General features: G+C 51.4%; 26 protein-coding genes. 15 read left to right on the top strand and 11 right to left on the bottom strand.

All coding sequences use genetic code 11. The features are described from left to right. Positions 1-83: 83 nt before the first annotated feature. Positions 84-872: a deaminated glutathione amidase gene (locus JSN25_RS11795; protein ID WP_038638732.1), complete on the bottom strand. Its 789-nt coding sequence runs from the start codon at positions 870-872 to the stop codon at positions 84-86. A 90-nt stretch (positions 873-962) separates the two neighbouring features. Here JSN25_RS11795 and crcB point away from each other — a divergent pair, with 90 nt between their 5' ends. After that, positions 963-1346 carry a fluoride efflux transporter CrcB gene (gene crcB, locus JSN25_RS11790; RefSeq protein WP_003831281.1) on the top strand — a complete coding sequence of 128 codons (384 nt, stop codon included), beginning with the start codon at positions 963-965 and terminating at the stop codon, positions 1344-1346. Between the two features lie 51 nt (positions 1347-1397). On the opposite strand, the gene cspE is transcribed toward crcB, so the two are convergent. Together cspE and pagP are read right to left on the bottom strand one after the other, a co-directional pair. Then, a complete protein-coding gene (gene cspE / locus JSN25_RS11785) occupies positions 1398-1607 on the bottom strand; it encodes a transcription antiterminator/RNA stability regulator CspE (RefSeq protein ID WP_000034825.1) in 210 nt (69 codons plus the stop codon). Between the two features lie 189 nt (positions 1608-1796). After that, on the bottom strand, positions 1797-2360 hold the full coding sequence (gene pagP, locus JSN25_RS11780; protein WP_038638726.1) for a lipid IV(A) palmitoyltransferase PagP: 564 nt from the start codon (positions 2358-2360) through the stop codon (positions 1797-1799). A gap of 450 nt (positions 2361-2810) precedes the next feature. Here pagP and dcuC point away from each other — a divergent pair, with 450 nt between their 5' ends. After that, complete coding sequence (dcuC, locus tag JSN25_RS11775; protein ID WP_038638723.1) at positions 2811-4193, top strand: anaerobic C4-dicarboxylate transporter DcuC; 1383 nt, start codon at positions 2811-2813, stop codon at positions 4191-4193. Positions 4194-4342: 149 nt separating this feature from the next. On the opposite strand, the gene dpiA is transcribed toward dcuC, so the two are convergent. Together dpiA and dpiB are read right to left on the bottom strand one after the other, a co-directional pair. Then, positions 4343-5023, bottom strand: coding sequence for a two-component response regulator DpiA (gene dpiA / locus JSN25_RS11770; protein WP_087857132.1), 681 nt, complete (start codon positions 5021-5023; stop codon positions 4343-4345). Next, complete coding sequence (dpiB, locus tag JSN25_RS11765) at positions 4992-6653, bottom strand: sensor histidine kinase DpiB (protein WP_159121142.1); 1662 nt, start codon at positions 6651-6653, stop codon at positions 4992-4994. Before dpiB ends, dpiA begins: the two co-directional genes overlap by 32 nt. Before the next feature lie 388 nt (positions 6654-7041). Here dpiB and citC point away from each other — a divergent pair, with 388 nt between their 5' ends. From citC to rna, 8 genes are all read left to right on the top strand, one after another. Further along, positions 7042-8118: a [citrate (pro-3S)-lyase] ligase gene (gene citC, locus JSN25_RS11760; protein ID WP_038638718.1), complete on the top strand. Its 1077-nt coding sequence runs from the start codon at positions 7042-7044 to the stop codon at positions 8116-8118. After that, complete coding sequence (gene citD, locus JSN25_RS11755; protein ID WP_003831276.1) at positions 8115-8411, top strand: citrate lyase acyl carrier protein; 297 nt, start codon at positions 8115-8117, stop codon at positions 8409-8411. Before citC ends, citD begins: the two co-directional genes overlap by 4 nt. After that, positions 8408-9316, top strand: a complete 909-nt coding sequence (locus JSN25_RS11750; protein ID WP_137351146.1) for an aldolase/citrate lyase family protein — start codon at positions 8408-8410, stop codon at positions 9314-9316. The genes citD and JSN25_RS11750 overlap by 4 nt, the downstream gene beginning before the upstream one ends. 9 nt (positions 9317-9325) lie before the next feature. After that, complete coding sequence (gene citF / locus JSN25_RS11745; protein WP_038638713.1) at positions 9326-10858, top strand: citrate lyase subunit alpha; 1533 nt, start codon at positions 9326-9328, stop codon at positions 10856-10858. Positions 10859-10861: 3 nt separating this feature from the next. After that, entirely contained in the window at positions 10862-11416 is a 555-nt protein-coding gene (citX, locus tag JSN25_RS11740) for a citrate lyase holo-[acyl-carrier protein] synthase (RefSeq protein ID WP_137351041.1), read from the top strand. Beyond that, positions 11385-12290, top strand: a complete 906-nt coding sequence (gene citG, locus JSN25_RS11735; RefSeq protein ID WP_069323151.1) for a triphosphoribosyl-dephospho-CoA synthase CitG — start codon at positions 11385-11387, stop codon at positions 12288-12290. The genes citX and citG overlap by 32 nt, the downstream gene beginning before the upstream one ends. Positions 12291-12315: 25 nt before the next feature. Further along, positions 12316-13779, top strand: coding sequence for a citrate/succinate antiporter CitT (gene citT / locus JSN25_RS11730; RefSeq protein WP_038638704.1), 1464 nt, complete (start codon positions 12316-12318; stop codon positions 13777-13779). Positions 13780-13889: 110 nt separating this feature from the next. Continuing rightward, the gene (gene rna, locus JSN25_RS11725) at positions 13890-14696 is read left to right on the top strand and encodes a ribonuclease I (RefSeq protein WP_160955443.1); all 807 of its coding nucleotides are present in this window, start codon (positions 13890-13892) and stop codon (positions 14694-14696) included. Positions 14697-14737: 41 nt separating this feature from the next. Here the strand turns inward: rna and JSN25_RS11720 are convergent, their stop codons facing one another. Beyond that, on the bottom strand, positions 14738-15361 hold the full coding sequence (locus JSN25_RS11720) for a flavin reductase family protein (protein WP_087857129.1): 624 nt from the start codon (positions 15359-15361) through the stop codon (positions 14738-14740). A gap of 96 nt (positions 15362-15457) precedes the next feature. After that, complete coding sequence (locus tag JSN25_RS11715; protein WP_038638697.1) at positions 15458-16288, bottom strand: alpha/beta fold hydrolase; 831 nt, start codon at positions 16286-16288, stop codon at positions 15458-15460. A gap of 276 nt (positions 16289-16564) precedes the next feature. On the opposite strand from JSN25_RS11715, the gene rnk reads away from it, so the two are divergent. Both rnk and uspG read left to right on the top strand, forming a co-directional pair. Next, positions 16565-16975: a nucleoside diphosphate kinase regulator gene (gene rnk, locus JSN25_RS11710; RefSeq protein ID WP_005120853.1), complete on the top strand. Its 411-nt coding sequence runs from the start codon at positions 16565-16567 to the stop codon at positions 16973-16975. Positions 16976-17163: 188 nt separating this feature from the next. Then, positions 17164-17592, top strand: coding sequence for a universal stress protein UspG (gene uspG / locus JSN25_RS11705; RefSeq protein ID WP_016152215.1), 429 nt, complete (start codon positions 17164-17166; stop codon positions 17590-17592). Positions 17593-17639: 47 nt separating this feature from the next. Here the strand turns inward: uspG and JSN25_RS11700 are convergent, their stop codons facing one another. The 4 genes from JSN25_RS11700 to JSN25_RS11685 all read right to left on the bottom strand — a co-directional run bounded on the left by JSN25_RS11700 (position 17640) and on the right by JSN25_RS11685 (position 22510). Further along, a complete protein-coding gene (locus tag JSN25_RS11700; protein ID WP_038638694.1) occupies positions 17640-18590 on the bottom strand; it encodes a helix-turn-helix domain-containing protein in 951 nt (316 codons plus the stop codon). A 68-nt stretch (positions 18591-18658) separates the two neighbouring features. After that, entirely contained in the window at positions 18659-19873 is a 1215-nt protein-coding gene (locus JSN25_RS11695) for a CaiB/BaiF CoA transferase family protein (protein ID WP_038638690.1), read from the bottom strand. A 32-nt stretch (positions 19874-19905) separates the two neighbouring features. Beyond that, positions 19906-21219: an MFS transporter gene (locus JSN25_RS11690; protein ID WP_069323146.1), complete on the bottom strand. Its 1314-nt coding sequence runs from the start codon at positions 21217-21219 to the stop codon at positions 19906-19908. A 124-nt stretch (positions 21220-21343) separates the two neighbouring features. Beyond that, positions 21344-22510 (bottom strand): acyl-CoA dehydrogenase family protein, encoded by a 1167-nt coding sequence (locus tag JSN25_RS11685; protein ID WP_038638685.1) that lies wholly within the window; start codon positions 22508-22510, stop codon positions 21344-21346. Between the two features lie 407 nt (positions 22511-22917). Here JSN25_RS11685 and JSN25_RS11680 point away from each other — a divergent pair, with 407 nt between their 5' ends. The 3 genes from JSN25_RS11680 to JSN25_RS11670 are packed head-to-tail and all read left to right on the top strand — an operon-like array spanning position 22918 to position 25815. Next, positions 22918-24063 carry an acyl-CoA dehydrogenase gene (locus JSN25_RS11680; protein WP_069323144.1) on the top strand — a complete coding sequence of 382 codons (1146 nt, stop codon included), beginning with the start codon at positions 22918-22920 and terminating at the stop codon, positions 24061-24063. Between the two features lie 11 nt (positions 24064-24074). Further along, positions 24075-24839 carry an electron transfer flavoprotein gene (locus tag JSN25_RS11675; RefSeq protein ID WP_038638677.1) on the top strand — a complete coding sequence of 255 codons (765 nt, stop codon included), beginning with the start codon at positions 24075-24077 and terminating at the stop codon, positions 24837-24839. Between the two features lie 19 nt (positions 24840-24858). Beyond that, positions 24859-25815, top strand: coding sequence for an FAD-binding protein (locus JSN25_RS11670; protein ID WP_121528750.1), 957 nt, complete (start codon positions 24859-24861; stop codon positions 25813-25815). Positions 25816-25856 lie beyond the last annotated feature (41 nt).

Raw genomic sequence — 25856 nt, 5'->3', positions numbered from 1 at the left:
ACCTGAGAATATTAACGGCCTTTCGACGCGCGCACACAATAGCAATCTGTAACAAGGTGAATCAAGTCTTGTTTAAAAAAACGTCATAATAATTGCGGTGGCGCAAAGCGTCGGTTAATTAACACCGGAAGTTGCGCCCTGACCTGCTTCACCCGCTCTGCTGAAACCTCGGCCATAATCAGCGCCGGCGTTTCTGCCGCTGCGGCAATGGTCACCCCAAAGGGATCGATGACCCGGCTTTGCCCAATGTTCTTATTACCACATTCTCCAGCGGCAATAACATAGCAAGTAGCATCAAGAGCCCTTGCCGCCAACAATGTTGCCCAGTGATGCTCTTTTAGCGCTCCCCGCACCCAGGCGGCAGGTAAAGCGAGAATGTCGGCCCCCTGCAGAGCGTGCGCTAACGCCAGCTCAGGGAAACGCAGGTCATAGCAGGTCATCAACCCTACCTTTAATCCGTCTACGTCCAGCAGCGGCGCTATGGCGTCTCCTGCATCGACATTCCGCGACTCCTGAATCGCAAACGCGTCGTAAAGATGCAATTTTGCATAATGGGCAACAACCCGACCTCCCCGCAACGCCACCAGCATGTTAAAAGCCCGACCTGGCACAGAAGGAACATGAATCGTCAGAATTGTCGTCATCTCATTTTGCGCGCTTTCTCGGAGTAAACGCGTCAGGAACCCACCCTCCAGCAATTGCGCTGACTTCACTGACAGGTCAGGGTCAATATCGTTACGGGCCAGCAACGCCTCCGGTAGTACCAACAACGATACTCCCTCTCCTGCGGCCTGAGACATTAATGAAGCGCAGGTTTCTGCATTCTTTTCCCACGAAGGACCCACGGCAAACTGCCCTGCTGCAACGAACATATTCCCTCCAGAAAAGTTTGTCAGGCTCGCCAACAGTGATTATTCAGCGTTACACTCATCCTATATACAATCAAATAGCAGGATTTAGCAGTGTTACAACTTCTTTTAGCGGTTTTTATCGGTGGTGGTACAGGTAGCGTAGCAAGATGGATGTTGAGCATGCGCTTCAACCCACTGCATCAGGCTATCCCATTCGGTACGCTGGCGGCAAACTTACTTGGCGCGTTTATCATTGGTATGGGTCTGGCGTGGTTTAATCGCATGACAAACATCGATCCAATGTGGAAAGTGCTGATTACTACCGGCTTTTGCGGCGGATTGACAACGTTCTCCACCTTCTCGGCAGAGGTCGTGTTTTTACTTCAGGAAGGACGCTTTGGCTGGGCTATGGTGAATGTGCTGGTTAATCTGCTGGGGTCATTTGCGATGACCGCCCTGGCATTCTGGCTGGTTTCTGCCTCTCCCGCACATTAGAGCGAAAAAAACCCGCAATTAAGCGGGTTTTGAATGCTTGCTGTCGTATGCTTACAGAGCGATTACGTTTGCAGCAGAAGGGCCTTTGGCACCGTTAGTGATTTCGAACTCTACGCGCTGACCTTCAGCCAGAGTTTTAAAACCATTGGTCTGGATTGCAGAGAAGTGTACGAACACGTCTTTGCTGCCATCTTCCGGAGTAATGAAACCGAATCCTTTGGACTCATTAAACCACTTAACGTTACCTTTAATCTTAGACATCAAAATTACCTTTACATGAAAAATAGACACAAATGCTGTGTCGGGTATCAGTACAACAATTGTGATGCGCTTTGTCCAGTCGAACTTTATCAAAAAGTGATAAATGTCGCGTTATTTTTCAGTAACCGTTTCCATCCATATGTTTTTAATGGTTTTTTTTAAAACCTGACTGACAATACAGGCAGTCCATCAAAACTGGAAGCGTAACCACGCAAAGTAGACGTTACCATTGTTATAGGTTCCTGGAATGTAGGTCATCTGAAACGTTGCCGGACCATAACCGATTGACGCCAGCGGTAACAGCACCGGTACGGGAATGTAGTTCCAGTTATCGCGTGCGGTAAAACCAGCGGTAAAGCCAAGGCCGGTATGGAAGTTTTCATCAGGCAGCGGTCGCCAGGTTTTCTCCCAGCCGTAGCCGCCAATCGGTTCCCATTTATTGTAGGAATCCTTAAAGGCCATAATATAAAGCCCGTGCCAGTTACCTTTATCATCCCAACGGGACTGGCCAAATCCGGCCCCCCATGGGCGTTCATTGTAGCGATCCGTTTTTTCTTTATCGTAGGCAAAACGGGCATGCCAGGTAATAGCCGGTACATACAGGTCATAATGCTCCGGCTGCTGCCAGGTTTCACTGACATTATCTTTAAACGTGGCAAACCAGCCTTTATCTTCAGCAGCCCCTTGGGGAATGAAAGCTAACTGAATAAAAAGAAATGAAAAAATGAGAAAATATCGTTTAGCGACAATCACAACTTAATTACCATCCTGGGAGTTATCAGCAATTGTAGCAAACTCAACCTTAATGTTAACTTAACAAAAATGCGCAGGTAAAAAATCAGAATATTCTTCGGGCAATACTTATAAGATGATTCCCCCCTATTTACTGGGCTTTATTACAGGAATAATTTTCTCTTGATTGCTATTAAATTGTTCTTTTCAAACGTGACAAGCAAATAAAGAAACAATAATTTAACACTCTCATATCAAAACACACACAGCAGCAATGCTGTTTCACAGTTTTTGCCGGGGATATTCTTTTTTAAACCACGATGTTGAAAAAACAGTCAGGCCATCGGTTGAATCCGTATTTTTATTGATTTCAATCAGCAATAGTTATCGGTTTATTAGGCACATTCTGTCACCACTTTTTACTTTTTTTAGTTTTTTTACTTTCCGGGCAGCAATGCGACAGGGGAAACAATGTTGACATTTATTGAACTCCTTATTGGGGTTGTGGTTATTGTGGGTGTAGCGCGCTACATCATCAAAGGTTATTCCGCCACCGGCGTACTGTTTGTTGGCGGTCTGGTTTTGCTGATTATCAGTGCGGTAATGGGACATAAAGTTCTGCCTTCCAGCGCAGCAACGACGGGCTATACTGCTACAGACATTGTTGAATACATTAAAATTCTGCTGATGAGTCGCGGTGGCGATCTCGGCATGATGATCATGATGCTGTGTGGTTTTGCCGCCTACATGACGCATATTGGCGCGAATGATATGGTCGTTAAGCTGGCCTCCAAACCGCTGCAATATATCAACTCACCTTATCTGTTGATGATTGCCGCCTATTTCGTCGCTTGTCTGATGTCGCTGGCAGTCTCCTCAGCTACCGGCCTGGGCGTATTGCTGATGGCAACGCTTTTCCCGGTTATGGTTAACGTTGGGATCAGCCGTGGCGCCGCGGCGGCCATATGTGCCTCCCCCGCTGCAATCATTCTTTCACCGACATCCGGTGATGTGGTGCTGGCGGCAAAAGCCGCAGAAATGCCGTTGATTGATTTCGCGTTTAAAACCACGCTGCCAATTTCCATTGCCGCCATCATTGCTATGGCGATCGCACACTTTTTCTGGCAGCGCTACCTGGATAAAAAAGAGAACATTTCTCACGAAATGTTAGACGTAGCAGAAATCACCACTACCGCGCCGTCGTTTTACGCCATCCTGCCGTTTACACCGATCGTAGGCGTTCTGATTTTTGATGGTAAATGGGGTCCGCAGCTGCACATTATTACTATCCTGGTACTGTGCATGCTCATCGCCGCCGTTCTGGAATTTGTTCGCGGATTCAATACTCAGAAGGTGTTTTCAGGTCTGGAAGTCGCTTACCGGGGCATGGCGGACGCCTTTGCTAACGTAGTGATGCTGCTCGTCGCTGCGGGTGTTTTTGCCCAAGGCTTGAGTACCATCGGCTTTATTCAAAGCCTGATTTCTATCGCCACCTCGTTTGGCTCAGCGAGTATTATTCTGATGCTGGTACTGGTGATCCTGACCATGCTGGCAGCAATGACCACGGGTTCCGGTAACGCGCCGTTCTATGCTTTCGTTGAGATGATCCCGAAACTGGCACACTCTTCCGGCATTAACCCGGCTTACCTCGCTATCCCGATGCTTCAGGCCTCCAACCTCGGGCGTACCATATCTCCGGTCTCCGGCGTCGTTGTGGCTGTGGCTGGGATGGCGAAGATTTCTCCGTTCGAAGTTGTGAAACGTACCTCGGTTCCGGTGCTGGTCGGACTGCTGGTGGTGATCATCGCCACCGAAGTGATGGTACCGGCAACGTCTGCCCTGATTGGCGGTTAACGATACCTGTCAATACCTGACCTTAATACACATAATCATTTATGCTGCATCGCGGCGGCAAGTAAAGAAATCCCCAGGAGCATAGATAACTATGTGACTGGGGTTTCTGCACGCAGCCAACAAAGAGGCAGCTTRAAGGATGACGTGTATTAGCCGCCGTGATAAATACGCTGCGGTCTACCCACCTTCCCGTGAATAATCTCCGCGATAATCAAATGGCGGCTGGCACAGTACTCCAGATAACGTCTGGAGGTCGTACGACTGATGGTGAGCGCCTGGGCGATCGATTCCGCAGTATGATGTACCGTCGGATCGGCAAATAGCTTCAGCACCGCATTCAGCGTTAACGCATCAATCCCGGTCGGCAAATCGCCTTTCGGCTCGCCGCGCGCGTAGGCGTTAAACATTTCATCAATCTGCTTTTGACTGGCGCTGTCATTGCCTGCCAGCATGCGTCTGCGCTGTTGATACCGCGTCAGCGTCTGCCCCAACCGCTCGTAAGCGATAGGTTTGACCAGATAATCAAACGCGCCGCTGCGCACGGCCTCGGAGACCGTTTCCATATCGCTGGCCGCCGTGGTAAAGACCACACCGCCCGGATAACGCGCCTGGGTCAGCTCATGCAACAAAGTAATACCCTTACCGTCCGGCAAGTAGTTATCAAGAAGAATCAAACCGGGCTTAAAACGCTCAATCATCATTCTTGCCTGCGCAAGATTACCCGCCAGCCATATCTGGCTGAAGCCGGGTATATGGCGGATATATTCAGCATGCATTTCCGCCAGTAGCGTTTCATCCTCAACGATCAGTAGCGTTAATGGTTCCGTCATTATTTTTTTTCACTTTCGGAAGAAATAAAGAAAATAAGGTGCCGCAAGGGGAGTTATCTTCGAGCGTAATCACCCCGTTACAGCGCCTCACATAACTTGCAATCAGATACAAACCGATGCCATGTTCGCCTGGTTCATCGGTACGGGTGCTTACACCCTGTTCAAATATTTTTTCACGCAATGCTTCCGGCACACCGCATCCCTGATCGGCAACTTCGATGACCACATCATCCCCTTCGTCGCTCAAATAAAGTTCGACGACTTTGTTGCCTTGCTGGGTGCGTAAACTCGCTTCAAATGCATTATCAAGCAGATTGCCAACAATTGCTGCAAACTCTGTGCTATCCAGCCCTTCAGGCAGTTGGCGCAGTTGGCTGCCAGGAACAATGGCCATCGTAAGACCCAGTTCCCGCGCACGTTGCACCTTACCAAATAACAGCCCCGCCACCTGACGATCGGCAAAGGCGCCGCGCAGGCTGTCAATCAGTTGTTGCTGTGCCTGTGACTCGCCCTGAACCATAGCCAGCACCCGGTCATACTCTTTCATTTGCAGCAGGCCATTGATAGTCGACATCCAGTTCAGGTGCTCATGACGCAGCGTTCTCAGGCTCTCAACATACTGTTTGATTTGCGTTAATTGCGCATTAAGGGTAGCAATTTCATCTTTACTACGAAAACTGATAATGGCGCCGAGCAGTTCGTCACCGGAGCGAATCGCCTCACGGTTGGCGATAACGCTCAACCCATTAAAATTAACCATCGCATCCTGGCGTTGTTCCGCAATCTGCTGGGTGAAAAAGTCCGCTGGCTGAACGACTTCATTTACCGGTTTGCCCAGCCACTTTCTGCCCGGCGATGACAGCCCCAGCATTTTCCTCGCACTGCGGTTTATCGCAGTGATATATCCGTCAGGATCCACGGCAATCAACCCTTCATACACCGAGCTGAACAGCGCTTCCTGCTGACGCACCACCCGCGCGATTTGTTTAGGCTCCATCCCCAACATCTGCCGACGAATATGGGCAGCAAAAAACCAGGAGAGCAGCATAAGTACCAACAACAGCAGGATAAATACCCCAGCCATTGGCAGTAAGAAATCCGAGCGCCAGCTATCAATTTTACTGATCAGATAGCCAATTGAGACCACGCCAATGATTTTGCCATCGTCATCAAAGATAGGGGTTTTGGCGCGCATTGCCATCCCAATAGATCCTTTGCCGGTAATAAAGTAGCTCTCACCTTTTTCCAGCGCGCCAGGCTTGGTGAACTGCATCGGGTAACCAATTTTTTCCGGGTTCGGATGATAAAGACGAATAGAATGGGTATCTCCAATCACCACATAATCGAAATCAGTCCCGCTCTGTAGTTTGTCGGCAATAGTCGCCAGACGCTTGTAATCACGATGCTTCACCGCCGTGATGATGCTGTCATTAGAGGCGATGATTTTGGCCTGGTTCATTGCCATATCGCGGACATGTGTCGTCAGATAATCTTCAAAACTGGCGGTAAAGTATTGTGCTAACGCTGCGATAATAAGAACAGAAACGACCAGAATGAGCAGAAAAATGCGTAACGGAAACGCCAGACTGCGAAAAAAAGGAAACCGTGTTTTATTTTTCTGTTCTGCCATAAATTTTCCTCACCGACGTTACCGAAACTTATTTTCTATTGTAGTTGTAATAAAAATGTTTTATTTAAAAGTGACGATATAAAACAGGATCGTTGCAGATTCCCCACCTTAAATCAATTAAACAAATTAAAACCACGCGCTATTTCCGGGTTAAATTAATTAAAAAACTTAAAACCATAAAACACATTAAAACCTTCTAACTTATTGTGAAATAAATCAAAAATTACCTCCAAAATACTCCTTACGATGTATGCAGCAGGGAAAAAAAGAAATACTCCGTAATAAAAAACCATTCCCTTCAATTGCAAACAAAACGTTATCAGGTTGCTAATCAGAGCAACAAAAACAGAAACCCAGTAACAAATATAGCATCGGGGCTCTATTTACTATGTTCGGTAATAATATATTCACGCAAGTTAAACGCTCAGAAAATAAAAAGATGGCGGCTATCGCGCAATTTCTGAAAGAGAACGATCTGAGCGTTGATACCACCGTCGAAGTATTTATCACCGTCACCCGTGACGATCGCCTGATTGCCTGTGGCGGTATCGCCGGAAATATCATTAAGTGCGTCGCGATTTGTGAGTCCGTGCGCGGTGAAGGCCTGGCGCTGACGCTGGCGACAGAACTCATCAACCTCGCCTATGAGCGCCACTGTACGCACCTCTTCATCTATACCAAAACCGAGTACGAATCGCTGTTTAAACAGTGCGGCTTTTCCACACTCACCAGCGTGCCCGGCATTATGGTGTTGATGGAAAACAGCACCACGCGGCTGAAACGCTACGCCGAATCGCTGGCAAAACAGCGTCATGAAGGGAAAAAAATTGGCTGTATCGTCATGAACGCCAACCCCTTCACCAACGGTCATCGTTTTCTGATCCAACAGGCGGCCGCGCAATGTGACTGGCTGCATCTGTTTTTGGTGAAAGAAGATACCTCGCGTTTTCCGTATGAAGACCGACTGGATCTGGTACTTAAAGGGACAAAAGACATTCCGCGTTTAACCGTGCATCGCGGTTCGGAATACATCATTTCCCGCGCCACGTTCCCGTGCTACTTCATCAAAGAGCAGAGCGTTATTAACCACTGCTACACCGAAATAGACCTGAAAATCTTCCGCCAGTACCTGGCCCCGGCTCTCGGCGTTACGCACCGTTTCGTGGGTACCGAGCCGTATTGCACCGTCACCTCCCAGTACAACAACGATATGCGTTACTGGCTGGAGACCCCAACGCTTCCCGCCCCACCGATTGAACTGGTGGAAATTGAGCGGCTGTGCTTCCAGGAGATGCCGATTTCCGCCTCCTGGGTGCGCAAGCTGCTGGTTAAAAAAGATCTCACGGCTATCGCATCCCTGGTTCCTGACGCCACGCTGCGCTATCTGCAAAGCATGGTTGAACGAGCCTCATCGGGTGCGGCAGTCCGCCAAAATACCCCCGCATTAGCAACAGGTGAAAAATGAAAATAAACCAGGCAGCCGTCGCAGGCACTCTCGAGTCCGGTGATGTGATGATTCGCATCGCCCCACTCGATTCGCAGGATATTGACCTGCAGGTTAATAGTAGCGTCGAAAAGCAGTTCGGTGATGCCATCCGGGCCACCATTCTGGACGTTTTGTCCCGCTACAACGTACGCGGCGTGCAATTGAATGTTGATGATAAAGGCGCACTGGACTGCATTTTACGTGCGCGACTGGAAGCACTACTGGCCCGCGCTGGCGGTATTCCGGCACTGCCATGGGAGGATTGCCAGTGATTGCCGAATCTTTACAACAACGTAAAACCCGTACCCGCCGTAGCATGTTGTTCGTACCGGGCGCCAATGCCGCCATGGTCAGCAACTCGTTTATCTACCCGGCTGATGCGCTGATGTTCGACCTGGAAGACTCCGTCGCGCTGCGTGAAAAAGATACCGCCCGCCGCATGGTGTACCACGCGCTGCAACATCCGCTGTATCACGACGTAGAAACCATCGTGCGCGTAAACGCCCTCGACTCCGAATGGGGCATCAATGACCTCGAAGCCGTTGTGCGCGGCGGCGCCGACATCGTGCGTTTACCGAAAACCGATACCGCACAGGATGTCATCGACATCGAAAGCGAAATCCTGCGCATCGAAAACGCCTGTGGTCGCGAACCCGGCAGCACCGGTCTGTTAGCCGCTATCGAATCGCCGTTAGGCATTACCCGCGCGGTAGAAATCGCCCACGCTTCCGAGCGTCTGATTGGTATTGCACTGGGTGCTGAAGATTATGTGCGTAACCTGCGCACTGAACGTTCCCCGGAAGGCACTGAACTGCTGTTTGCCCGCTGCTCTATTTTGCAGGCTGCACGCTCTGCCGGTATTCAGGCATTCGATACCGTCTATTCCGATGCCAACAACGAAGCAGGTTTCCTGCACGAAGCCTCACACATCAAGCAACTGGGTTTTGACGGCAAGTCGCTGATCAACCCTCGCCAGATTGAACTTCTGCATAACCTCTATGCCCCGACGCGCAAAGAGCTGGCTCATGCCCGTCAGGTGGTGGAAGCCGCTGAAGCTGCCGCCCGCGAAGGTCGTGGCGTGGTTTCCCTGAACGGCAAGATGGTCGACAGCCCGGTTATCGAGCGCGCCCTTCTGGTTATCTCCCGTGCAGAACTTTCCGGCATTCGCGAAGAATAAGGCAAAAAAATGACGCAGAAAATCGAACAGTCTCAACGCCAGGATCGCGTGGCGACCTGGAGCCGTCATGCAGAAAGCGAGCTTTCCGCTTATCAGAGCACCGCAAAAGTAGAATTGCAGGCGCAAAAACCGCGCGACAAAAAGCTGTGCGCTAATCTGGAAGACGCCATTCGTCGTTCAGGTTTACAGGATGGTATGACCATCTCTTTCCACCACGCATTTCGCGGTGGCGATCTGACGATTAACCTGGTGATGGACGCCATCGCCAACATGGGCTTTAAAAATCTAACGCTGGCCTCAAGCTCCCTGAGCGACTGCCACGCGCCGCTGGTTGAGCACATCCGTCAGGGCGTGGTCAGCCGAATTTATACCTCCGGGCTGCGTGGCCCGCTGGCAGAAGAGATCTCTCGTGGTCTGCTGGCTGAGCCGGTGCAAATCCACTCCCACGGTGGTCGTGTACACCTGGTGCAAAGTGGCGAACTCAACATTGATGTCGCATTCCTCGGCGTACCGGCGTGCGACCAGTTTGGTAATGCTAACGGTTATACCGGCAAAGCATGCTGCGGCTCACTGGGCTATGCCCGCGTCGATGCCGAGAACGCCAGGCAGGTTGTTCTGCTGACAGAACAACTGCTGAGCTATCCGCACAACCCGGCCAGCATTACCCAGGATCAAGTGGATCTGATCGTGCAGATCGACCAGGTCGGCGATGCGGACAAAATTGGTGCTGACGCGACCCGTATGACCACCAATCCGCGTGAATTGTTGATCGCCCGCAGCGCGGCAGACGTCATTGCTAACTCCGGTTACTTCAATGAAGGTTTCTCATTGCAGACAGGAACCGGCGGCGCGTCTCTGGCCGTTACCCGTTTCCTGGAAGACAAAATGCGTAGCCGTGACATCCATGCCGATTTCGCGCTGGGCGGCATTACCGCCACCATCGTTGATCTGCATGAAAAAGGCTTAATCCGCAAACTGCTGGATGTACAAAGCTTCGACAGTACCGCCGCGAAATCTCTGGCCCGCAATCCAAACCACATTGAGATCAGCGCTAACCAGTACGCTAACTGGGGCTCGAAAGGCGCATCCGTTGACCGCCTGGACGTTGTGGTACTGAGCGCATTAGAAGTAGACACCAACTTCAACGTTAACGTACTGACCGGCTCCGACGGCGTACTGCGTGGCGCTTCCGGTGGTCACTGCGATACGGCTGTGGCCGCAGCGCTTTCTATCATCGTCGCACCGCTGGTTCGTGGACGCATCCCGACATTGGTAGATAACGTGCTGACCTGCGTAACCCCTGGTTCCAGCGTTGACATTCTGGTTACCGACCACGGTATCGCCGTCAACCCTGCTCGCCCTGAACTGGCGGAACGCCTGCAAGAAGCTGGCATGAAAGTGGTGTCGATTGAATGGCTGCGCGAACGTGCACAGCAGCTAACCGGTCAACCGCGCGCCATCGAATTTACCGATCGCGTAATTGCCGTTGTGCGCTACCGCGATGGTTCGGTAATTGACGTTGTGCATCAGGTGAAGGAATAAGCTATGCACCTGCTCCCTGAACACGCCACCTGCCACGCGGTTTCCATCCCTGAGCTGCTCGCCAGCCGAGATGAGAGACAAGCAAGGCAGCATGCCTGGCTCACGCATCATCACGCGCCACTGGTCTCGTTTACCGTGGTCGCGCCAGGTCCGATTAAAGACAGCGAATTAACCCGTCGCATCTTTAATCACGGCGTCACCGCCCTGCTCGCGCTGGCGGAAAAATCCGCCTGGATTGTCAGGGAGCAAACTGCGCTGGTCTCTGCCAGCGGACCGGAAGGCCTGCTGGCCATTGAGGCTCCGGCCCAGTACCTCAAGCTCGCCACTATCGGACTTGAGCATTCACATCCGCTGGGACGGTTATGGGACATCGACGTCCTGAACCCTGAAGGGGAAATTCTGTCCCGGCGTCATTTCGCGCTCCCTGCCCGCCGCTGTCTGCTATGCGAGCAAAGCGCTGCCGAATGCGCGCGGGGTAAAACTCACGCGCTTTCCGACTTACTCACTCAGATGGAGGCACTGCTGCATGATGCCGATTCCCGCAACATCAACTCATAACGCAGTTCTTCCTCTGGATCTGCCTGACGCTTACGCCACGCTGGCGTGGCGCGCCATGCTGACGGAAGTCAACCTGTCGCCTAAACCGGGTCTGGTGGATCGTATTAATAACGGCGCGCATAAAGACATGGCGCTGGAAGATTTTTATCGCAGTGCTGAAGCGATTCAGACATGGCTGCCGCGTTTTATCGAATACGGCGCATTTAGCGCACAGCAGTCGCCGGAAGATGTCCTGCCAGGACTACGTCCGCTGGGCATGGCCTGCGAAGCCGATATGTTTCGCGCTACTGCCGGAGTGAACACCCATAAAGGCAGCATCTTCTCGCTGGGATTACTGTGCGCCGCCATTGGCCGCCTGCTCCAGCTCCGCCTGAGCGTTACCGCTGAAACCCTTTGCTCTACGGCAGCAACATTTTGCCGTGGCCTGACCGAGCGCGAACTGCGCCAGAACAACCAACAACTCACGGCTGGCCAACGTCTTTATCAGCAACTGGGATTAACCGGCGCACGCGGCGAAGCCGAAGCAGGATATCCCCTCGTCATTCAGCATGCTCTGCCGCACTACCGTGCACTGCTGGCTGAGGGCCGCGATCCTGAACTGGCGTTACTCGATACGTTACTGCTGCTGATGTCTATCAACGGCGACACCAACGTGGCTTCCCGTGGTGGCGCAGAAGGTTTGCGCTGGTTACAGCAGCAGGCCTCCACGTTGTTACAACAAGGCGGAATTCGTACCCCTGCCGATCTCGAATACCTACGCCAGTTCGACCAACAGTGCATTGAACGCAACCTCAGTCCTGGAGGCTGCGCCGATCTGCTGATCGTCACATGGTTCTTAGCTCAGATTTCACAAGTTCATCATTATCACAATTAAAGATCCTTTCCGGAGAATCACACACATGTCTTTAGCAAAAGATAAAATTTGGAAGTTACTGGCCCCATTGGTAGTCATGGGTGTCATGTTTCTTATCCCCGTCCCTGATGGCATGCCCCCACAGGCATGGCACTATTTTGCCGTGTTCGTGGCCATGATTGTCGGGATGATTCTGGAGCCAATTCCGGCAACGGCAATCAGCTTTATCGCAGTGACGATCTGCGTTATCGGCAGTAACTATCTGCTGTTTGACGCATCCGAGCTGGCCGACCCGGCATTCAAAGCGGGTAAGCAAGCGCTGAAATGGGGTCTGGCGGGCTTCTCCAGCACCACCGTGTGGCTGGTGTTTGGCGCGTTTATTTTCGCACTGGGTTATGAAGTTACCGGCCTGGGTCGTCGTATCGCGCTGTTCATGGTGAAATTCATGGGTAAACGTACCCTGACGCTGGGCTATGCGATTGTTATTATCGACATCCTGCTGGCGCCGTTTACACCGTCCAACACCGCGCGTACCGGTGGTACCGTATTCCCGGTTATCAAAAACCTGCCGCCGCTGTTTAAATCATTCCCGAACGATCCTTCCGCGCGCCGTATCGGCGGATATCTGATGTGGATGATGGTCATCAGTACCAGCCTGAGCTCCTCTATGTTCGTGACCGGCGCGGCGCCGAACGTACTGGGTCTGGAATTCGTCAACAAAATTGCTGGCATTCAAATCAGTTGGCTGCAATGGTTCCTCAGCTTCCTGCCGGTCGGTATTATTTTGCTGATCGTTGCGCCGTGGCTGTCCTATGTTCTGTACAAACCAGAAGTCACTCACAGTGCTGAAGTTGCCGCATGGGCCGGTGAAGAACTGAAAACCATGGGTAAACTGACGCGTAAAGAGCTGACCCTGATCGGTCTGGTTCTGCTCAGCCTGGGTCTGTGGGTCTTCGGGGGTAAACTGATTGATGCCACCGCGGTGGGTCTGCTGGCGGTTTCCCTGATGCTGGCGCTACACGTTGTACCGTGGAAAGATATTACCCGCTATAACAGCGCATGGAACACACTGGTAAACCTCGCCACGCTGGTTGTTATGGCAAATGGTTTGACCCGTTCAGGCTTCATCGACTGGTTCGCTAACACCATGAGCACGCACCTGGAAGGCTTCTCACCTAACGCGACCGTGATCGTGCTGGTGCTGGTGTTCTACTTTGCTCACTACCTGTTCGCCAGCCTTTCCGCACACACCGCCACCATGCTGCCGGTTATTCTGGCGGTCGGTAAAGGTATCCCGGGCGTTCCAATGGAACATCTGTGTATCCTGCTGGTGCTGTCCATCGGTATCATGGGCTGCCTGACGCCGTATGCAACCGGCCCTGGCGTTATCATCTACGGTTGTGGTTATGTGAAGTCTAAAGACTACTGGCGTCTGGGAGCTATCTTCGGCGTTATCTACATCGCTATGCTTCTGCTGGTCGGCTGGCCGATTCTGGCAATGTGGAGCTAATCATTCCGGCTCACGCCTGATGAAAATGATGCCAGTCAGCTAAACCTGACTGGCATTTTTTATGATTAAATAGATGATATTCAGAATTTATATAAGTATCCGAAATCATCATGACATCAACGTGGCGTTATTCTTCTTTACTGGCAGCGCTTCTGCTGCCAGTTTCTGTGGCTCAGGCCGATGAACTTCAGGCAAAACAGTACGCTGATTTTGACCGCTACGTGCTGGCCCTCTCCTGGCAAACCGGTTTCTGTCAAAGCCAACACGAGCGTAATCGTCAGGAACCCGACGAATGTCGTCTGCAAAAAGAGATTGCAGACAAAGCGGATTTTCTGACCGTTCACGGCCTGTGGCCCAGCCTGCCAAAATCAATCGCCGCTCGCGGGGTAGACAACCGCCGCTGGATGCGTTTTGGCTGCGCAACGCGTCCTGTCCCTAACCTGCCTGAAGCGCGTGCCAGCCGTAAATGCGCAGCGCCTGAAACCGGCCTGTCACTGGAGAGTGCGGCGAAACTGAGCGCGGTGATGCCAGGCGCTGGCGGAACATCCTGCCTGGAACGCTACGAGTATGCCAAACACGGCGCCTGTTTTGGTTTTGATCCCGACGTGTACTTTGGCACGATGGTGCGGCTGAATAATGAATTCAAAAACAGTGAAGCGGGCAAGTTCCTCGCGGATAACTACGGCAAAACCGTCAGCCGCAACGCATTTGACGCCGCTATCGCCAAAAGCTGGGGCAAAGAGAACGTCAAAGCCGTGAAGCTAAGCTGCCACGGCAATCCGGCTTATCTCACAGAGATCCAGCTATCCCTGAAAGCCGACACCATCAATCAACCGCTATCTGCGCAGTCATTCTTACCGCAGCCGCATCCGGGTAACTGCGGTAAACAGTTTATTATCGACAAGGCAGGATACTGAAAATCACGACCGACGCGCAAACCGGGCGTCGGTCTGCATGCTTAGCGTTGCAAACGGGCGTCCGGGCGAACCAGATCAAAACGGTGTGTTTCACTGATTGAATAGTACGCCGTGGGTCCACCCGCACGCAGTACCGGCTTCGCTTTCGCCGTCTGGTAGATGCCTTCTTCCAGTAGCGTTTCGTCTATATGGATGCCCACCACTTCTCCCAGCACCAGCCAGGTTTCTACAGGCGCGCCGTCAGCAGTGGTCAGTTGCAGAGTTTGCGATAAACGGCACTCAAAATTAACCGGGCTTTGCGCCACGCGCGGCACGCTGACAATCCGGCTGTCGGCTTTATTCAGCCCAGCGGCAAAAAACTCGTCCTCGCCGTGCGGCAAGCTGGCAGACGTTTCATTCATCGCGCCAGCCAGTTCAAGGGTGGTCAGGTTCCAGACAAACTCACCGGTTTCGACAATATTCCGCACGCTGTCTTTCCAGCCGCTGCTGGCAAAACCAATAATCGGCGGATGGTAGTTAAAGCAATTAAAGAAACTGTATGGCGCCAGGTTATGTCGCCCGTTACTATCGCGCGACGCAATCCAGCCAATGGGGCGCGGTCCAATGATGGCATTTAGCGGGTCGTGCGGTAAGCCGTGTCCCTGTGATGGTTGATAGAAATACATAGCCTTCTCTGGTGTCATTAACGGTAGCGCAGCACGAATTATGCTTCGCTCATCTCCCTGGAAAAAGAAGATCAGCGTAGAACAATCCGTTAAAGATTACGACTGAATAAAGTTGAGCAGATCGCCATTGATCTGCTGTTTATGGGTGGTGCAAATACCGTGAGAACCTCCGGCATATACCTTCAACTGCGCATCCGGCAATATTTCCGCCGCGACCTTGCCGCAGGTTTCAAACGGGACAATCTGATCGTCATCGCCGTGGATCACCAGCGTCGGGATGGTCATTTTTTCGAGATCGCCACGCAGGTCTGTTTCTGAAAACGCATGAATGCAGTCGTACAACGCTTTGATGGACCCTTGTAAGCCCTGTTCAACAAAACTTTCCCGGACGGCTTTCGACTCTTTTGCGCCCGGACGGTTATAACCATAGAATGCCGCGGTCAGTTCATAGAAGAAGGCGGCGCGATCGTTCACTACCCCTTCCCGGATGCCATCAAACACCTCTTTCGGCACGCCATTCGGGTTAAAGTCGGTCTTGATCATGATGGGCGTCACCGCGCCAATTAACACCGCTTTTGCCACCCGCTGCGTCCCATGGCGGCCAATATAACGCGCCACTTCCCCACCGCCGGTAGAGTGTCCAACATGCACGGCATCTTTAAGATTGAGATGCGCGGTAAGTTCAGCCAGATCGTCAGCATACTGATCCATATTGTGGCCATCCCACGGTTGGGCCGAGCGGCCATGTCCGCGCCTGTCATGGGCGATCACACGAAATCCTTTCGACCCAAGAAACAGCATCTGATCCTCAAACGCATCTGCCGTCAGCGGCCAACCATGGCTGAACACGATGGGCTGTCCACTTCCCCAGTCTTTAAAATGCAAATAGCTGCCGTCTTTTAAGGTAAGTTTGTCGTACTGGCTCATGAGATCTCCTGTAGCGGAACACTGAGTTGTATTGACGCACCCGCAACGAGCGCTTAAAAAGCATAATGCAAATTGGAGAACGATCACGTTTTTCGGCTAAAATCACACCATATGCGACAATATTGATGATTTACCTGAATGTGAACTAAATCACTTCAAACATGGGGTAAGTCTCAGTATCATCATACAAGCTAAACCCTTGCCGCCTGACGGTGAGGGTTTTCTTTTGGGATTATTTACCTGCGCACCCGCAGTATCGACGACATGGAGTAATAAATGTCCAGACCAACTATCATCATTAACGACCTCGATGCGGAACGCATTGACCGCCTGTTGGAGCAACCTGCGTTTGCTGGTTTACCCATTGCCGACGCCCTGAACGCCGAGCTGGATCGCGCGCAAATGTGTTCTCCAGAAACCATGCCGCACGATGTCGTGACCATGAACAGCCGCGTGAAATTCCGCAATCTGAGTGATGGCGAAGTCCGTGTGCGTACCCTGGTGTATCCGGCTAATATGACTGACAGCAGCACACAGCTTTCCGTCATGGCGCCTGTTGGCGCGGCACTGCTGGGCCTGCGCGTTGGCGACACCATTCACTGGGAACTGCCGGGCGGTACATCAACACACCTCGAAGTCATCGAGCTTGAGTACCAACCAGAAGCTGCGGGCGACTACCTGCGCTAACTCTGTCTTATCAAAGCTATTCGCTTTATCTTGCAGGGGATGCATCTGCATCCTCTTTCCGGTTACTCCTCATCTCCCCGCTCCTCACGTTATTTCCTGTTCGCAAAACATAAATCTGTGCCGTGACTGACAGAATCATTTTTAATACTATGCTGTTATGTGTTCATGTAATGACAAGGAGAATGTTTATGTACAACACAATCATAATGCCTGTTGATGTATTCGAAATGGAACTGAGTGACAAGGCTATTCGCCATGCAGAATTCCTGGCACAGGAAAACGGCGTTATCCATCTGCTGCATGTGCTGCCAGGCTCAGCGAGCTTAAGCCTGCACCGCTTTGCGGCAGACGTTCGTCGTTTTGAAGAGCATCTGCAACACGAAGCGGAAACGCGTCTGCAAACAATGGTCGGTCACTTCAGCATCGATCCCTCCCGCATTAAACAACACGTGCGCTTTGGTAGTGTCCGTGACGTGGTCAACGAGTTGGGTGAAGAGTTGAATGCGGATGTGGTGGTCATTGGGTCACGTAACCCGTCCATCAGTACCCACCTGCTCGGTTCAAACGCCTCCAGCGTTGTCCGCCACGCCACTCTGCCGGTACTGGTTGTCCGTTAACTGCGTCTGATTTACTGTAACAACCCCACCCGTCTTACGGGTGGGGGTTATTGCGTGATGCACTCTTTCTCATCAGCAGCGCCCATAACCTGGCACACCTCCCCTGTAGATATTTTTTGTAAGGCCAACTCCCTGTACTGTCCTGGACTGACACCCGTATGTTTATGGAAAAAACGCGTAAAGTAGGCTTCATCATTGAATCCTAAAAAAGCCGCAAGCTGCTTTATCGTCTTAGAGGTGTAGACCAGCTCCTGTTGGGCTTCCTGCAGTACGCGCATATTAATCACATCCAGGCTGGACATGCCTAATGTTATCCGGCATAAGCGCGACAGATGCCCCGGGGACATCCCCATCTCTTCAGAATAATCATTAACGGTCAGCCGCTGGCGAAAGCGCTGATCCACCAGCAGGAGGAATTTGTTTATTTGTGAGGCTTTACGCGAGCAGATATCAAATTTCTGCTGTTCTTCTGTCAGGGTACTGATACGCGTGAGGTGAACCAGGATGGAAATAAAAATCGAAATGCACATTGCCTTATGATTAACCCTCGGTTTCTGCATCTCTTTTTGTAAAGACTGATAAAAACCCTGAATAATTTTCCCGTCTTCTGGGGAGCCATCGAGGGGGATTACGCAGGGCTTATGCATCAGAGTGAGAACGTTGGGCGCCAATAATCCCATTACCGACTCCATTGGCCCTTGTGAGGCAGTGATCGTCATCCCTTCCGTACCGGGCCGGTAATCAAAACCATGAACGGTCTGCGCAGGTACAAGGATGAGACCCGGCCCCTTCAACTTCATCCGGGTGTAATTCATTAAAACATCAACCTCGCCACTCTGAATAAAGAGGGTCTGAATCAATGAGTCATGAATATGCGGGCTGGCTTTCCAGTTCAGGGGTTTTGAACGCAATGAGATCATTTCTACATTAAAGAAATTTTCCCAGCCTGGTTCCGACTGCTCGCCATATAACGCATAAGTAGGAATGGTCGTTGTCATCAATGCTTCCCCACCCAATCAAATGGACCCGCCAGGCGGCAACGGTGTCATCCCCTGGCGGGCTAAGGTTATGCGGGCATAATGACCGCGCCGTCAGCATTCAAACGCGCTATCTCCTCGACAGAATATCCGTATTCCAAAAGAATTTGCTGCGAATCATGCCCTAATCTGCGGGATGGACGAATTTGTGCAGGCCCCATACTGCCAATGTTCACAGGAGGGGTCACCAGCACGCGTCGGTTACCAGTGATATATTCAACATTTCGCAGACAGTCCGTCGCCCACGCCTGCTCATCGTCAAGGATTTCATCAGGCGTGAAGCCTTTCTCATGAGCAAAGTCGTTTTGTTTTAACATCTGCATCATTTCATCAAGCGAGCGTTTAGCGACCTGCTCACTGATGATCCTGATAATATCCCGGTTACGTCCATGCAGATTGACATCGGCAATACGACAAAACTCGGGACTGTCGACCAAATCTTCGCGACCAAGTAGCGTCATGAACTTATTGAAAAAGCGATCGTACTCTGGGATACAAATTACCATCCAGCGACCATCACGGGTTTTATAGGTATTGTTGAACGGGTTCGCGACTTCACAACGGGATTTAGGATAAACGTTGCCGTATTGCGCCGATGTGACGGCAATACTCATCATAAACAACGCGGTATGATGCAGACTCACAGTGACCTTATCCCCCTGTCCGGAGAGCGTACGACCATATAACGCCGCGCAAACACCCGAAACCAGACACATGGAGGCCTGGAAATCGCCAAACCCATTAACTGAGTTAATCGGCGTTTCCCCCCGTTCGTTTGTCGACCCCAGGATCCCTCCCCGGCAAACATAGGCCGTCGCATCAAACCCTGCGGTATCTTTTTCTGGCCCTTGCTCACCGTACCCCAGAATCTGAGCGAAAATTAAACGAGGGAAACGCAGGTGCAACTCTTCCCATGAGAACCCCAGCCGCTCCAGCGCTTTCGTCCGATAGCTGGTCACTACCACATCAGCGGTGGATAGAATACGCCAGGCAATTTCTTTCGCTCGCTCCTGTTTCAAATTCAGGCACAGAAAACGCTTATTGGCATTGGAAATATCAAATGCCGGATTCTCATCATCTTCATACGGCATATTAAAAACTGACGCCTGCGTACGACCAGGATCGCCGATGGGCGGTTCGATTTTGATCACATCCGCCCCCCAATCACCTAAAATACGCGCTACCGTTGGCGCAGCCAGAAATGATGTCAGATCAACGACCTTAACGCCCTCTAATGGTCTCATACGTCATATTCCCTCAATAATGAGTAGCCTGTTTAACCGGCAAATCCTTTACGGCCACCGGCGCTTACGCGTGCTGATTTCTTTTCTATTGGCCGAATGCGCGCAATTAACATAAAGAAGGCTCCGACAATCGCCACGCCCGCGCCCAGATACAGTGCGTACTCGTACTGACCACCGGAGACATCAATCACCCAGCCAGCGAGTACAGGCGAGAGAATACCCGCCAACGTCCCGAACACCCCGTTCAGCCCGACCAACATACCGGTGTCTTTTTGCGAGAAAATAATAGGAATTGAAAAGTGTGCAGCCATCGTGAAGCACAGGAAGAAGTTCGACGCAGAGATAAGCGTGGCGGCACTCCACAAGCTGTTTGCCTGAGTGCCGAGGATCAAAAATACCCCAGCTAATAATAACCCCAGTACCGGAGAAATCTTACGTCCGACGTTTTGTCCAAATCGACGACATGCGGCATCAGTAACTACGCCCCCCAGCGGATAGGCAAAGATTGCCACCAGATACGGCAGCATAGAAAAAATCGCGCTTTGTTTGAGATCGATTCCACGCCCCATAGCAAAGTAGGTTGGCAGCCAGGTCATGAAGAGAAAAAAGAGGTAATTGGTACAAAAGTAACATAAGGCGCATGCCCAGACTGAAGGGGTTGCCAGAATATCGCCTTTACTTAGCGGCTCATTTTGTGTGGCCGGAGAGATTTCAGTAGAGACTTGCCCAGCCAGAATATAGTCTCGTTCCCCCTGGGTGATAAATGTATCCTGTTGCGGACGGTTGCTGCCGAGCTTCCACCACAGCAGACACCACAGTACGCCGGGTACCGATACAACGTAAAACACGGCCTGCCAGTCCCAGCGTTGGACTATCCATGCAGCCAGAACCATGGCAACGGCAATACCAGTAGGGCAACCTATCTGCAATAATCCTGTCGCCATTCCTGCTTCATGCTTAGGTACCCATTTTGCCGCCAGTGAAAAGTTAGCCGGCACAAGCAACCCTTGGCCAATCCCGACCAGAATACGCAGCAACATCATGATGCCCAGCGTTGATCCTAACGGCGTTAGAAATGTGAAAACTGCCCACCATAATGTTCCGGTCACCAAAACGACCCCGCCGCCGAACCTGTCCGCCAGTAAACCCGCGGGTAACATTGTGACGGCATAGCCAATGAAAAACGCCGTGGATACCCAGCCAAACTGCATAGCGCTCCAGCCATATTCCTGCATTAATGCAGGCCCACACATCGACATCCCACTTCGCGCCACAAACATGACGAAATAATCAATAATGAGCAGGACAATAATGCCCCAGCGTCTGTTCCCTGGTGATGTACTCATAGGTCACTCTCGCAAAAAAGCAAAAATGGCCGTAGCCACAGGATAAACAGCGACGTACGACCAAAACTGAGGTTAGTGTCCCGTAAAATCGGCTAACCTCTGACACGGTGCAAACGCCCCCGGACTAGCGAATCTCACCACCTGCGGCAATCAATGGGCGTGCGATAGTCAGTCGCTGCACGGTACGTGGGCCTTCTTCAAACCACAGGGCACGAGCATCGCGGTACATCCTTTCTACCGGGCCATACGGGTTATCTTCGAAATAGCCAATACCACCAAAGATTTCGAGACAGCTATCCGATACCGTACGCACGGTATCAATGCCGTGCAGTTTGCACATGGCTGAAACCATCTCAATATCTTCGCCACGGTCGAATTTTTGCGCACAGTCGCGCAGCATGACGCGCAGCGCATGTACCTGCGTGCCCATATCCGCCAGCGTTTGTTGAATCGCCTGGCGAGAAACGAGAGCCTTACCAAAAGTCACACGATCTTTTGCTCTGGCAATCGCCAGCTCCAGGAAGCGCTGTGACATGCCAAGGCAGGTTACGGCAATCATGGCGCGTGAATGCGCCAGCGCATTCATGAAAATATCCAGGCCATCGCCCTCTTTCCCCATAATGTTATGCGCAGGGACTTCGCAGTTTTCAAAACGCAGATAAGCATGACCCGCACCACGGCACCCCATCATATGCGGCATAGGATCAATGTAATAACCGGGGGTATTCGTTTCGATAAAGAATGCTGTTAAGCCACCCTTTTTACGCTTATTCTCATCCGTAACCGCAATAACATAGCTCCCATCGGATATATCCGTATGAGATATCAACGTCTTAGTTCCGTTAAGAATATATTTATCCCCTTTTTTAACCGCGGTAGTACGAATATCTGCACCCGAACCGCAATCCGCCTCAGTTAATGCAAAGTTAATATACGCATCTTTATTCGCCAGCAGCGGTAACCATTTAGCACGCAAATCTTCTGCGCCATGATCGTACATAATTCGCCAGTTCAATCCGTTGGCGTGGTGCAGGTTCATACGCATCCCACCAGGCCCGCGGCAAAACTCTTCCATCACCGAAAAGAACTGTTCGCAGTTGAGTCCCATACCGCCAAATTCTTCAGGCATTGCCAGACGAAACAGATCGTTTTTACGGCAAACGTCGTAATAAGAGTCAGGAAAGACATTCGTCCGCTCAACTTCCAGTTGAATTTCTTCCAGCTCAGTTTCGGTAACCTTTCTGACTTTTTTCTTCAATGCTTCCAGTTGCTGCTGAGATAAAATGGACATATACCAACCCCACTCCACGTTGAATACTCAGGTAAGAATGCAGGCCATAAGAATATGAATATATAAAAGATAAGATATTCTAACCAACCTGTTTCCATGAATTAACGTGATGGATTATAAAAATAAAATTCGTCCTCCTGACATTGACAGATTTAACCAAAAACAGGACAAATCGAACATCACCAAAACCCAGCGCTTATTTCTGAACCCGCATCACAAAAACATACTAAATGCTCGTTTTGTCCAGGACGTTGTTAAATATGTCTATGCATCATTAATGCCCGCTGAATTTATTCTCCTCATACCAATTATTCTGCAAGTCGGCGTCCAGGCACGATCAGAATATAAAGAAATGAACATCGTCCGAAACATCAATTCTTATCAGCAGGCATCATTGAGGAGACATCATGGACTTTAGCCTGACCGAAGAGCAGGAACTGCTTTTAGCCAGTATCCGCGAACTGATAACACGAGATTTTCCCGAAGAATATTTCAAGACCTGTGATGAAAATGGCGCCTTCCCCAGCAAGTTCTTTCAGGCATTGGCCGAAAGCGGCGTGGGGCTGTTAGGCATTCCAGAAGAACTCGGCGGCATCCCCGCCGATATGATGACGCAAGTGCTGGTTCTGGAGGAAATCGCGCGCATGGGGGCTCCCGCCTACATTATGACGGAAGGCCAATGCATCCATAATATGCAGCGCTTTGGCAATGCAGAACAGTTGGCGAAAACGGCTGAAGTCGGGCTGACCGGGATCCCTGCCTATTCACTCGCCTTCACCGAGCCGCAGGCGGGATCGGATAATAACCGCGTCGCCACAACCTATACCCGAAGAAATGGCAAAGTTTATCTGAACGGGCAAAAAACGTTCATCACGGGCGCCAAAGATTACCCATACATGCTGGTGCTGGCACGCAATCCCGAACCGGAAGATCCGAAGCGTTGCTTCACCCTGTGGTGGGTGGATCCAAACATGCCGGGCGTTAAGCGCAATAGCCTGCACAAAATCGGCTGGCACATGGTCAGCAACTGTGAGGTTTTTCTCGATAACGTTGAACTGGAAGAAAGCGCGATGGTGGGCCGCGAAGGTTACGGCTTCATTCACATGATGGAAAACTTCGATATTGAACGTCTCGTCATCGCCGCACACTCGCTGGGTGTGGCGGAATGCGCCTTTGAAGATGCCGCCCGCTACGCCAACCAACGTATTCAGTTCGATAAAAATATCGGCCAGTTCCAGATGATTCAGCTCAAGCTGACCCAAATGGCGATAAAAATCCAAAACATGAAAAACATGGTCTATCGCACGGCATGGGAATGTGACAACGATTTACCCATGCGCCTGTCCGCGCCGATGTGCAAATTGTATTGCGCACAGTCAGCCTGTGAAGTCATTGACGATGCGATGCAGATTTTAGGTGGCCTTGGTTACACCAATGACAGCCGGGTATCCCGCTTCTGGCGAGATACCCGTGTTAACCGCATCGGTGGCGGTACTGACGAGATTATGGTGTATATCTCAGCCCGCCAGATCCTGAAACAGTATGAAAAATAATAGGATACGTCATGAAATTACTTGCCTGTTATAAATTGGTCGCGGAAGAACAAGACATCACTATCACCGCCGACAGAACGCTGGACACAACGCGTGCTGGAGAGAAAATCAGCCCATTCGACCTCAATGCTATTGAAGAGGCCGTCCTGCTGGCCGGTGAAAACGATGAAGTCATAGCCCTGTGCGTTGGCGGTCAGGCGCTGGATAACGCCAAACTGCGAAAAGATTTACTCTCCCGAGGTCCTCATGGACTCTACCTGGTGCGCGACGAGCGGCTGTCAACTGCGCTTGCGCACGAAACCTCCCGGGTCATTGCCGCAGCAGCGAAGAAAATCGGTTTTGATCTGCTGCTGTGTGGCGAAGGCTCTGGCGATCTCTATGCACAGCAAACCGGGCTGCGTGTCGGGGAAATGCTTCATCTGCCCACCGTCAATGCCGTCAGCCACATTGAAATCCATGACGGCTACGTTACGGTCGAACGCACACTGGAAAATGAAATAGAGATTATTGATGTGCCGCTTCCTGCCGTCTTGTGCGTCACGTCAGATATTAATGAACCGCGTATTCCTTCCATGAAAGCGATTCTCGGCGCAGGGAAAAAGCCCGTTACCCAATGGACGGCCGATGACATCGGCTGGTCGCCGGTGTCTCCCGAGGCCGAAATGGTCAATATTTATGCCCCGCAGCAGGCAGAACGTAAACACATCATCATTGAAGGCGACGGCGCAGAAGATATCGCTCGCCTGGCAGAGCATCTCAATAAAGTGCTGAACTGAAGACAACGGAGAAGCTGGAATGAGCAAAATCAATCAGGTATGGGTAGTGAGTGACAGCGCCGACCGTTACGCGGATCTCCTTGCAGGAGCAAAGCAGTTCGGTGAACACGTGAGTGCGGTCATCTGGGATGAGAGCGAGGCTTTGCAGGTACAACATGCCGACGCGGTGTACGTCCTGAGCGGAAAGTCAGAACAGCAACGGTTAGAAAACTATGCAGAAACCCTCGTTGCCCTGATACAAAATACCGAAAAAGACGACAGTGCGCTCAGGACGGGCACATTAATCCTTCTGGCGGCAACCCGACGAGGAAAAAGCCTGGCGGCCAGGCTTAGCATCCTGCTGCAATCAGCGCTGATTAATGATGCCACCAGCCTGGCGCTGGAGAATGGCGAACTGTATGCCGAACATCGAATGTATGGCGGTCTGGCGTTTGGTCGGGAAAAAATTAACACACCTACGGCTATCGTGACCGTTTCGAGTGGCGCATTCGAGCCGCTGGAAGCAAATGCGCCGCATCAGCTTGCTCCCATACCCGTCAGCTATATCCCACCGCAACATGAGCTTTTATGCAAAGCGCGCCGGGCAAAATCGGTCAGCAGCATCGATCTCAGTAAAGCCCGTCGTGTCGTCGGTATTGGGCGTGGCTTAGCGGCCAAAGACGATCTGCATATGATCTGGGATTTAGCCGCTGCGCTGAATGCGGAAGTCGGCTGCTCTCGCCCCATTGCTGAAGGTGAGCACTGGATGGATCGTGAACGTTACATTGGCGTTTCTGGCGTACTGCTTAAAACCGATGTGTATCTGGCGCTGGGCATCTCAGGGCAGATACAGCACATGGTCGGCGGTAATGGCGCCAAAACCATTGTCGCCATTAATAAAGATAAGAATGCGCCAATCTTTCAGTACGCCGACTACGGGCTGGTAGGCGATATATATAAAGTCGTCCCGGCATTAACGGAACTGCTGCAGCACTAACATTTAACGCCGCCATCCCGAATGGCGGCAACAGGAGCAAA

The organism is Citrobacter cronae (assembly GCF_016893685.1).
Classification (GTDB): domain Bacteria; phylum Pseudomonadota; class Gammaproteobacteria; order Enterobacterales; family Enterobacteriaceae; genus Citrobacter; species Citrobacter werkmanii.
The sequence above is the reverse complement of the archived record's forward strand: the minus strand, read 5'-3'. Positions and strand labels throughout refer to the sequence as shown.